We start from the raw sequence: 9,976 nt of genomic DNA on the forward strand, positions 1-9,976 counted from the left end.
GGAGACGCACGCGATGAAACAGGCGTATTGGGGTATGGCGATGACCGCCGCAGCACTGGTGCTGACGGCCTCGCCGGTTTGGGCTGACGGGCTGGCGGTGACGCTGGGCGGCGGCTGGGACGGGGTGAAAATTCCGTCGGGCCAGCAATGCACACTGGATGGTGGTAACGGGGCTACTCCGCCGATGACCCTCAGCGGCTTGCCGGATGGTACGACCAAAGTGACGGTGGCCTTTAACGACCGCGACTATCCGCCGCTGTCATCGAATGGCGGCCACGGGGTGATTGCCTTTCCGGTGACGCCGGTCAGCGGCAGCGCCGACATTCCCGCCGTGCCGGGCCTGAGCAGCAGCCTGCCGGGCGGGGCTGAAGTGGTGTCGGCAGCGCGTTCCAGCGGAGACTACGCCTCGCCGGGCTATCTGCCACCCTGTTCGGGCGGCGACCGTCATGCCTATTGGGCGACGGTGACCGCCGTTGCCGCCGATGGGGCGGCGCTGTCCAGCACCACTGTTGAACTGGGGCGCTGGTAACGGTCCCTTACCGCGGGGGGGAGTGCTCCCCTGCGGCCCGCTTGCACTCGGCCACCACCTCGGCGGTGGTCAGCGGGCGTTTGAGATCGGCGGCCAGCGGCAGGGCGGCGTTCAGCTTGTTCAGATAGGCCCGTTTGGGGATTTCGATGGCTCCAAAGCGGGTCAGGTGCTCGGTGACAAACTGGGTATCGAGCAGGGTAAAGCCGCCATGGCGCAGGCGGGCAATCAGGTGGCACAGCGCCACCTTGGAGGCATCGGTCTGGCGCGAAAACATGCTTTCGCCAAAAAACGCTCCACCGAGGGCCAGCCCGTACAACCCTCCAACCAGCGCGCCGTCCTGCCAGCATTCCACCGAATGGGCCAGCCCGACATCGTGCAGGTGGGTGAACAGGCGGATGATCTGTTCATTGATCCAGGTGTCGGGGCGGTCCTCGGTGGCTTCGGCGCAGCCTGCGAGCACGCCGGCGAAATCGCTGTCGATGCGGACCTCGAACAGCTCTTGCCGCACCGTCTTCAGCAGCGAGCGCGAGGCGTGAAAGCCGTCAAGCGGCAGGACACCGCGCTCCGGTGGGTCAATCCAGTACAGGCGCGGGTCATCGCGTGATTGCGCCATCGGGAACACGCCACAGGCATAGGCGCGCAACAGGATATCGGGAGTCAGAGTCAGCATCGCCCGGTCTCCTTGGCTATCGTGTCTGGGGGATGACGTTTTGACGGTAGCCGAAATACAGGTGCATTGCATCTGAAACAGCAAGACCCCCGTTTCTGGTGTGCAGATGACCGAGCCCCGAGTCTGCTATAGGGTATGACGAAAGCCGTGTTCAGGAGTGTGCCATGAGTTACCTGTCCGCCCCGGTCAAGAACCGGGAGTGGGTTGCCGAAGCAATCCGCCGCATCGAAGGCGATATCACCCGCTCGGCGGATACCCACCTGATCCGGGTGCCGTTGCCTCAGGTGTCGGGGATCACCCTGTACCTGAAGGATGAATCCAGCCACCCGACTGGCAGCCTGAAACACCGGCTGGCGCGCTCGCTGTTCCTGTACGCGCTGTGCAATGGCTGGATCGGCCCGGATACGACGATCATTGAATCCTCGTCCGGCTCGACGGCGATTTCCGAAGCCTATTTTGCCCGCTTGCTTGGTTTGCGCTTTGTGGCGGTGATGCCGCGCTCGACCTCGGCGGAAAAGGTGGCGGCGATTACCTTTCAGGGCGGTGAACCGCACCTGATCGACGGCTGGCAGACCTCCGAAGCGGCGCGGGCGTTGGCACGCGAGCTGAACGGCCATTACATGGACCAGTTCACCTTTGCCGAACGGGCCACCGACTGGCGCGGCAACAACAACATCGCTGATTCGATTTTCAGCCAGATGAGCGCCGAGCCCTACCCGGAGCCGACGTGGATCGTCTGTGGAGCCGGGACCGGCGGCACCGCCACCACCATCGGGCGCTACATCCGCTACCGCCGTCTGGCCACCCGCCTGTGCGTTGCCGATCCGCAGGCGTCGGTGTTCCATCGCCACTATGCCGACCGCAGCGTGCGGCGGGTCGAAGCCTGTTCCAGCGTCATCGAAGGTATTGGCCGCACCGAAGTCGAACCGTCGTTCAACCCCGATCTGGTGGACCGGATGGTGGCGGTGCCCGATGCCGCCAGCATCGCCTGTGCCCGCCTGATCAGCCAGCGCATCGGGCGCGCGTGCGGTGGATCGACCGGCACCAACATTTCGGCCTGCATTGACCTGATTGGCGAAATGGTGGCGCGGGGGGAAAACGGCTCGGTGGTGACCTTGCTGTGCGATTCCGGCGAACGCTATCGCTCGACGCTGTATTCTGACGACTGGGTGCAGACACGCGGCCTTGATCTGGCCGCCGAAGCTGCCCGCATTGCCACCGTGTTCGGGGAGTAAGCACCATGCAGGCCAGCGAACGCCCGGTGGCGGTGATTGGCGCCGGAGCCATCGGCATCATCTCGGCGCTGGAACTGGTCCGGCGCGGCCATCCGGTGACGGTGATCGAGCCGGGACAGGCGGGCGGCGAGCAGGCGGCCAGCTATGGCAATGCCGGCTGGCTGTCGTGCCAGTCGATCATTCCGCCGTCAACGCCGGGGATGTGGAAAAAGGTGCCGGGCTATCTGCTCGACCCGCTGGGACCGCTGGCGATCCGTTGGGGATATTTGCCAAAGGTCGCGCCGTGGCTGCTGCGCTATCTGCTCGGTGGCTGCACGCTGGAGCGGGTGCGCACCACCGCCGGGGCGCTGGCGCCGTTGCAGCGGGATTCGCTAGCCCTGCATGCCGCACTGGCCGCCGAGGCTGGTGTGCCACATCTGATTGCTGCCGGGGGCGTGGTGCAGGCTTACCCCGACCGGGCAGCCTTTGAGGCCGAGCAGGCGTTGTGGCAGATTCGCGCCGACTGCGGCATTCGCTGGCAGGACCTGGACGGCGATGCGGTGCAGGCCACTCTGCCGGGCTTTCCGGCGCGTTATCGCTGTGTGGCGGTGATCGAGCAGGCCGGGCGTTGCCGCAATCCGGGGGCCTATGTGGCGGCGCTGGCCGATCTGGCCCGGCGGCGTGGCGTGGCCTTTGTGCAGGCGCGGGCGCAGGACTTCACCTTTGAAGGCGACCGCCTGACAGCGGTGATCACCGACCACGGTCCGGTGCCCTGCCGGGCGGCGGTGGTGGCCGCCGGAGCATGGTCCGGCCCGCTGACCGCCCGCTTGCACGACCGCATGCCGCTGGAAAGCGAGCGCGGCTATCATGTGATGCTGCCGGGGATGCCGCTGGAGCTGCCCGCCAGCTTCATGATGTCCGATGGCAAGGCGGTGGTGCAGGCGATGGAGCACGGCTTGCGCATCGCCGGGCAAGTGGAAATCGGCAGCCCCGACGCACCGCCCGACTGGCGGCGGGCCGACATCCTGAAAACCCACCTTGGCCGTTTGTTCCCGGCACTCGATCTGTCCGCCGCCCGCGTCTGGCAGGGCAGCCGCCCGGCCATGCCGGACGGTCGCCCCTGTCTGGGCCGCTCGCGCCGCTCGCCCGATGTGATCTATGCCTTTGGCCACGGCCACATCGGTCTGGGCAGCTCGGCCCGCACGGGCCGGGTGGTGGCGGCGCTGGTCGGTGGGCAGGCGGCGGAAATCCCGCTGGAGAGGTTCGATCCCCAGCGGTTCCGGTAGGGGGACGTGGAGCGCGGCTCCACACCTCGCCGGGGCCTTCAGGCCCCGGACCCCGTTCCGGGGGCTCGTCTTGCAGATACCCTCCCCCTCTCCGCGCTTTAATTATTTGAAGGCGTTATCCTGCATTCCACATATTTTCATTTCACCATGGCTTCAGTTGAAATATTATTTTTTTGGTGTGTATGGTCGTTATTGTATGGTGAGGGGTATTATGTTTGAGAAATTGCCAAAACCATCGCACATAAGATGTGTTTTATTTGTTCTTTTGCTTACGTCTTTTTTGTGTGGCTGCATGATGCCGAACGATGGGCCGACCGGCACACAGGAAGGCTACCCTCCTCTGGGAACAGAAGTGCAAAGATTTTATGCGCCCGATGACATTGGTAATTTGGTCTGGAGCCCGGATCAGCGCTATTTGGCCGGTTCTAATGAGCACGACACCATAGTCTACCTATGGAACGCGGAAAGCGGGCGTGAAATTTGGCGACGGCAGAAGGTCCGTGGTTCTGGGTATCGCGGGAATGGTCTCGCTTTTACGTCGGACGGACGTGCCATCATTACCTCTTTTGTGGGGGTTGGCCGGGAACGGCCAGAGGCAACACTGAGTGTGTTGTCGGTGCGGGACGGCAGTGTTCTTCGTGATGTTTATGCTCCTCTCCCAGAGCGTGGCATGAACTATTCCCATAATTTTTCGATCGACAAGGATCAGGTGGCTGTCTCTCTCGGCGGTAGCCGCGTTGGTATTTTTGACGAAAAAGACTGGTCACTTATCCGTATGATCGGTCCTGTTCTCAATAAATTTGGAGATCCCGTTGGCATTGACCATGTAGCGCTGGACGTTAATCGCGACATCGTCGTGCTTGGTTGGGGGGGGCTGGGTTTTGCTACGGTCCAAACCTGGAAGCTGTCCGAGAACCGGAAGGTGGCAGAGTTCAAACCCTATTCGGTTAGCGGGATCACCGCGATGACCATCAACCGGGACAGTGGGCGGCTGGTGACCGGGGGAGATATGGTTATAACCTGGCCGAAGGAGGAGCTGGCCAAGTACGGGCCAATCGATTTTTCGACATCGATCCGTGACGATCATTGGAGGTTGGTGCGGGGATGGAATCCCCTCACAGGGGAGCGGGAGATCGTCTATGCGGGGCCAGAGTCCATGCAGCGTACTTTGAACCTCAGCCCGGACGGGCGATGGCTGGCGGCGGCAAATGGCGGGTCGATCAGGACGAACCATGGCTATGCGACGATCTGGAATCTGGAAAGTGGCGAGATTCGCGGCGTTCGTATTCATGGCGACAACGGTATTTCTGGTGTGTCGTTCAGTCCTGACGGGCGCAAGCTCGCCTATGCCGTCGCATCGCACATATACATCGTTGATGTGTCGTCGATCGTCAGTGATTTCCGGTAGGGGGAAGGGGGGAGCGTTGCTCCACACCTTGGCGGGCCTTCAGGCCCCGTTCCCGGGACTGGTTTTGCAGGTACCCCCTACCTCTCCCTGCCACTCTCCGCGCCATATTTTTGTAGCGGTGCCAGCACGTATTCTATCGGTTTCCGGGTGCCGGTCTTGACCTCGGCAACCACGGTCATGCCGGGACTGAGCGGGACGCGCTTGCCATTCTCCAGACGGATGAAGGGATCGGCGATCGAGACCCGGATGGGGAAGGAGTAGTCCTTGGTCTGGCTTTCCTCGTCTTTAACCGCGTCCAGCGAGACCAGTTCGACACGGCCCGTCAGGGTGCCATATTTGGTGAAGGGGAATGAGTCCACCTTCACCTCGGCGATTTGGCCGACTTCGACGAAGCCAATGTCCTTGTTGGGCAGTTTGGCTTCCACCTCCATAACCGCATTCCTCGGCACCACCACCATCAGTTTTTGTGCTGGTGTCACCACGCCGCCGATGGTGTGGGTTTCGATCTGCTGAACCACGCCGTCCACGGGGGCACGCAGATTTTGCACCTGCTGGCGCTCGCTGGCTTTGGCCAGTTCCTGTTCGCTGGTCATCACCTTGGTACGGGTCTCGGCCAGTTTGGTGGTGATATCGCGGCGAAATTCCTCGCGTGCCTGAGCAAGCTGCCCCCGGGTTGATTCCATGGCCGCTTTGGTTTCCGCCAGCCTGGCCCGGTTGACCTGTTGTTGTCCCTGATTTTCAGCCAGCTCTTTTTCGCTGCGGGCGCGGTCAATTTGTGAGCCATAGCCCTTGCTGGCCAGTTCCTGACGGCGCTCGGTTTCATCCTTGATTTTGACCGCCACCGCGCTCAGGCGGGACAGGTCGGTCTCGATGGTCTTTAGCTCGGCCTTGCGCTTGCTCAGCTCTGCTTCCAGTGCTTCCAGCCTGGCTTGCTGTTCCTTGAACTGGCTGGACAACAACGCCTTTTGTACCGTGATCAGATCCTCGGGCACGCCAACGGGAGGAACAAACGAGCGTTCTGGATGTTCGGACAACAGCGCGGTCAGGCGCGCCGAATCCATGCGGGCATTGTTGAGCTCGGCCTTGAGGCGGGCCACATCGGCGCTGCCTCCCGTGACTTCCAGTGCCACCAACAGGTCACCCGCCTTGACCTCCTGGCCCTCGATGACGTTGACGGCGCGCACGATGGACGTCTCCAGCGGCTGGATGGTTTTCACCCGCTCGGACGGCACCACTTTGCCCGGGGCGGTGGCAACGATGTCAAGGTCTCCGATACAGGCCCATGCGATGGTCATCACCACAAAGGCGGCAATGGTGATGGCCGTCGCGCGGGCCAGTGGCGAGGCCGGAGTTTCCGACACTTCGAGTGCGGCAGGCAGAAAGGCCAGTTCGGCGTGCCCGATAGGGCTCTGTCTGGGCCGCAGGCGGTCAGCCTTGACCGCCTCGCGCCAAATGTCGATATGGTGCGATATGCCTTCCTTCAGGACTGCAACGCGCATCAATGCCGTATCGAGGACGGCAAACCTGCCCTGCGCAGCATCCTGTGGCGCGACGACGGTGTCTTGTTGGGTTTTCACCGTTTCTTCGTCGCTCATGCGCTTTCCTCCACAGAGACTGGTTGCGCGGACATGGCAGGCCCCGGACCCGTTTGTGCTTCCCACAGTTTGGCGTAGCGGCCCCCGTTGCGGATCAGGTCGCCGTGGCTGCCGTCCTCGACGATCTCGCCCTTGTCCACCACCACGATGCGGTGGGCTTCGGCTACGGTGGAGAGGCGATGGGCGATGATGAACACCGTACGGCCCTGACAGATGCGGCGCATGTTGGTCTGGATGGCCTTTTCCGATTCGTAGTCCAGGGCCGAGGTCGCTTCGTCGAAGATCAGGATGCGAGGATTGGTTACCAGTGAGCGGGCGATGGCGATGCGCTGGCGTTGCCCGCCCGACAAGCTGCCACCCCGTTCGGCCAGCACGGTGTCGTAACCTTCCGGTAATTCACTGATGAACTCGTGGGCTCCGGCGATTTCGGCGGCCTGAACCACCCGGTCGAGCGGAATGGAAGGATCGGCAAGCGCGATGTTGTCCTTGACCGAGCGGTTGAACAGCCAGTTTTCCTGCAGGACGACGCCGATCTGGCGGCGCAGCCAGGCCGGGTCGGCGGTGGCGATGTCCAGATTGTCGATCAGGATGCGACCGGTTTCCGGCAAGTAAAGACGCTGTATCAGCTTGGTCAGGGTGGACTTGCCCGAGCCTGACGGCCCGACAATGCCGATGATCTGGCCCTGCGGGACCGCCAGCGACACGTTTTTCAGGACTGGCGGACGGTCGGGGCGATAACGGAACACCACATCCTTGAACTCTACCGTTCCCCGAATGGGGGGCATGGCGGCCCGGGCCTGCGCCATCGGTTCTGGGCGAGTGTTGAGGATGTCGCCAAGGCGGTCAACGGAAATGCGCACCTGTTGAAAGTCTTGCCAGAGCTGGGCCAGGCGGAGAATGGGTTGGGCCACCCGGCCGGCCAGCATGTTAAAGGCGACCAGACCGCCGATGGTCAATTCGCCATTCATCACCAGACTGGCACCGAACCACAGAGTCAGGGCGGTACTGACTTTCTGGATGGTTTGCACGCCCTGAGAGGCCAGGGCTCCAAAATTGGTTGCCTTGAAGGCGACCTGGACGTAAGCCGCCAGTTGTTCTTCCCATTTGCGTTGCATCTGGGGCTCGACAGCCAGCGCCTTGACCGTCTCGACGCCGTTGCAGGCTTCGACCAGCAGGGCCTGATTCTCGGCGCCACGCTTGAATTTTTCTTCGGTCAGGGCCTTGAGCACCGGTGTTGCTGCCACCGACAGGATGACATAGAACGGCAATGAGCCAACCACGATCCAGGCAAGGATCGGGGCGTACCAGAACATCACCGCAAAGAACACTACGGTGAACAGCAGATCCATCACCAGCGTCAGCGCAGAACCGGTGAGAAACGAGCGAATGCTTTCCAGTTCGCGCACGCGGGCCACCGTATGCCCCACCTGCCGGGCGCTGTGGTAGGCGATGGGCAATGCCAGCAGATGGCGGAACAGTCGCGCTCCCAGCTCGACATCAACGCGGTTGGTGGTGTGGGAAAAGATGTAAGTACGCAGATAGCCGAGAACCACTTCAAAAAGCGACACCGCAATCAGGGCAAATACCAGAACGTCCAGGGACGTCAAAGCCCGGTGTACGAGAACCTTGTCGGTTACCACCTGAAAGAACAGGGGAGACACCAGTCCGAACAGTTGCAGGAAGAAACTGGCCAGCAGAACCTCGCCGAACAGCCTGCGGTACTTGACCACTGCCGGGATGAACCACGTCAAATCGAACTTGTTTCCCATCGCCGCCAACTGGGCGCGGGTCGCCACCAGTATCAGGCGACCATCCCAGCGGGCCTCGAACTCCTCGCGTGGCACCTGTTCCGGACGACCGACGCGCGGGTCCTGGATAAGAGCCTGATCGTTGGTCATTCTGGCCAGGATAAACCAGCCGCCATCACGGTGTCGCCCTATACAGGGAAGCGGTGTGCGGCCCAGTCGATCCCAGGTTGAATCGATGGCCGAGGCTTTGAAGCCCAGCTCCTTGGCATAGCGCACGATCGCTATGTCATCGGCCGCTTGTGTTGGTGCGCCATGGCGGTGACGCAACTGCTCGTAATCACCGGGCTTTTCGAAATATTTGGCCAGGAGCGCGAGGCTGGAAAGCCCGGTATCAAGAGGACTGGTGTCTTGTTGTGGAGTGGTATTCAATGACAGAATCCCGGCTCATGGATTGATCGAAATACACCTTAAGAGCGTGTATTCATTCGGTGAGTGGCTGAATGTGAGGGGTGATCGGCACACAGGCAGTGCCTTGCCTTGGAGCTATGGATCGTCACACAAGGGGGCAGCGCCGAGATCTGGCTCTTTGGGGTGTCACAGTGATTTTGGGCAAAACCGGAACCACTGTTGAGTTCACAGACCCGGCACCCTTCACTGTCAGAGGGGATGATCCATAGGCCCCAAAACAAGGAGGCATCCCCGGACAGCACACTGTCCGGGGATGTGTTCTGTGCATGCCCCGCGTTTACGACGAGGTATGCTGCCACGCACTGGCCAGGATCGGCGCCAGAACGTCCTGCTGTTCTGCGGTCAGATCCAGCTGACCAGCTGGCGGCGGCGCAAAGGCCGCCATCGCCTGCACGAGGGTCTCAACCTGAGACATGTCCAGCGTGTCTCCGGTACTGGTGGCAAACTGCGACACCTCATTGTCGGGATCAGTGAACCAACTGCTGACCACAACCCCGGCCGTTCCGCCAATCACCGAGACCTTGAGGTCCGCCCCTTGCTGTTCGAACCACAGGTGGTCATAGGTGATCCCTGTCCCGAAGAGCACGCGGTCACCGTCGGCCGCATGGCCCGCGTTGTTGATGACGTTGACTCCATCCCCGCTGTTGATGGCAAAGGTGTCAGCCCCATCTCCGCCCAACAGCAGGCTGCTTGCGGCGGTGATGCTGAGTGTATCGCTGCCAGCCGTTCTGGCAGCGACTGCCAAGGTTTCTTGCTGGCCGCCATAGACCTTCGACGCGATACCGTTGCCATTGCCATCCGGCGTCTGCCAAACGGCCACCAGCCCGCCATCAGGCCGACTGGCCAAGGCCACCATCGTCTGGTTCCCCGCGGTGACGTCAGCCATCTGGAAGTCGGTGCCCTGACCAACCCCGTTGGCATCATAGCGCCGCATGTAGACGCCCCAGCCGTTGCCATCCTGGCCCTGCGACTGCCAGCCGATGGCAAAGCCGCCATCAGCCAGACCAGCCACGGCGGGGATCGCCTGCTCGCCGGTGGTATAGGCATTGACCAGGAAC

Annotated in this window: 8 protein-coding genes; 4 read left to right on the forward strand and 4 right to left on the reverse strand. The window is 62.1% G+C overall.

Annotated features, from left to right (window positions below):
• Positions 1-13: 13 nt before the first annotated feature.
• Positions 14-529 carry a hypothetical protein gene (locus BW995_RS17575; protein ID WP_217696127.1) on the forward strand — a complete coding sequence of 172 codons (516 nt, stop codon included), beginning with the start codon at positions 14-16 and terminating at the stop codon, positions 527-529.
• Between the two features lie 7 nt (positions 530-536).
• Here BW995_RS17575 and aat read toward each other — a convergent pair whose 3' ends face one another.
• Positions 537-1,199 (reverse strand): leucyl/phenylalanyl-tRNA--protein transferase, encoded by a 663-nt coding sequence (gene aat / locus BW995_RS17580; RefSeq protein WP_076401730.1) that lies wholly within the window; start codon positions 1,197-1,199, stop codon positions 537-539.
• A 164-nt stretch (positions 1,200-1,363) separates the two neighbouring features.
• Here aat and BW995_RS17585 point away from each other — a divergent pair, with 164 nt between their 5' ends.
• From BW995_RS17585 to BW995_RS20645, 3 genes are all read left to right on the forward strand, one after another.
• Positions 1,364-2,434: a PLP-dependent cysteine synthase family protein gene (locus BW995_RS17585; protein ID WP_076401731.1), complete on the forward strand. Its 1,071-nt coding sequence runs from the start codon at positions 1,364-1,366 to the stop codon at positions 2,432-2,434.
• Between the two features lie 5 nt (positions 2,435-2,439).
• The gene (locus tag BW995_RS17590) at positions 2,440-3,699 is read left to right on the forward strand and encodes an NAD(P)/FAD-dependent oxidoreductase (protein ID WP_076401732.1); all 1,260 of its coding nucleotides are present in this window, start codon (positions 2,440-2,442) and stop codon (positions 3,697-3,699) included.
• Positions 3,700-3,769: 70 nt separating this feature from the next.
• Positions 3,770-5,107: a WD40 repeat domain-containing protein gene (locus BW995_RS20645; protein ID WP_139332990.1), complete on the forward strand. Its 1,338-nt coding sequence runs from the start codon at positions 3,770-3,772 to the stop codon at positions 5,105-5,107.
• A 77-nt stretch (positions 5,108-5,184) separates the two neighbouring features.
• Here the strand turns inward: BW995_RS20645 and BW995_RS17600 are convergent, their stop codons facing one another.
• The 3 genes from BW995_RS17600 to BW995_RS20855 form a co-directional block, all read right to left on the reverse strand.
• Complete coding sequence (locus tag BW995_RS17600) at positions 5,185-6,702, reverse strand: HlyD family type I secretion periplasmic adaptor subunit (protein WP_084194951.1); 1,518 nt, start codon at positions 6,700-6,702, stop codon at positions 5,185-5,187.
• Complete coding sequence (locus BW995_RS17605; RefSeq protein ID WP_076401734.1) at positions 6,699-8,879, reverse strand: type I secretion system permease/ATPase; 2,181 nt, start codon at positions 8,877-8,879, stop codon at positions 6,699-6,701. The genes BW995_RS17600 and BW995_RS17605 overlap by 4 nt, the downstream gene beginning before the upstream one ends.
• Before the next feature lie 316 nt (positions 8,880-9,195).
• A partial coding sequence (locus BW995_RS20855) for a hypothetical protein (protein WP_217696128.1) occupies positions 9,196-9,976 on the reverse strand: 781 nt, incomplete at its 5' end.

Origin of the sequence: Insolitispirillum peregrinum (genome assembly GCF_900156605.1) — a bacterium.
GTDB classification, from domain to species: domain Bacteria; phylum Pseudomonadota; class Alphaproteobacteria; order Rhodospirillales; family Rhodospirillaceae; genus Insolitispirillum; species Insolitispirillum peregrinum.

Bases quoted from the DNA above. Each gene is read 5' to 3' on its own strand.
- BW995_RS17575 (WP_217696127.1), top strand. From the start codon at position 14: ATGAAACAGGCGTATTGGGGTATGGCGATGACCGCCGCAGCACTGGTG.
- aat (WP_076401730.1), bottom strand. From the start codon at position 1,199: ATGCTGACTCTGACTCCCGATATCCTGTTGCGCGCCTATGCCTGTGGC.
- BW995_RS17590 (WP_076401732.1), top strand. From the start codon at position 2,440: ATGCAGGCCAGCGAACGCCCGGTGGCGGTGATTGGCGCCGGAGCCATC.
- BW995_RS17585 (WP_076401731.1), top strand. From the start codon at position 1,364: ATGAGTTACCTGTCCGCCCCGGTCAAGAACCGGGAGTGGGTTGCCGAA.
- BW995_RS17600 (WP_084194951.1), bottom strand. From the start codon at position 6,702: ATGAGCGACGAAGAAACGGTGAAAACCCAACAAGACACCGTCGTCGCG.